1 rRNA gene is annotated in these 316 nt (G+C 54.7%); it reads left to right on the forward strand.

Annotation, left to right across the window (positions count from 1 at the left end):
- A 16S ribosomal RNA gene (locus GT1_RS21960) occupies nt 1-258 on the forward strand; the annotation flags it as partial.
- Between the last annotated feature and the right edge of the window lie 58 nt (nt 259-316).

Consider the following 316-nt stretch of genomic DNA (forward strand, 5'->3'; position numbering starts at 1 on the left):
AAACAAGCTCTCAGTTCGGATCGGAGGCTGCAACTCGCCTCCGTGAAGTCGGAATCGCTAGTAATCGCAGGTCAGCATACTGCGGTGAATACGTTCCCGGGCCTTGTACACACCGCCCGTCACACCACGAAAGTTGGCAACACCCGAAGCCGGTGGGGTAACCAGAAATGGAACTAGCCGTCTAAGGTGGGGTCGATGATTGGGGTGAAGTCGTAACAAGGTAGCCGTATCGGAAGGTGCGGCTGGATCACCTCCTTTCTAGGGAGAACTCGGGTATGAAACAAGACCCGGTATTCCAGGTCGGTACATTTGGCAA

This window comes from Sporomusa sp. GT1 (genome assembly GCF_014634905.1).
GTDB classification, from domain to species: Bacteria; Bacillota; Negativicutes; order Sporomusales; family Sporomusaceae; genus Sporomusa; species Sporomusa sphaeroides.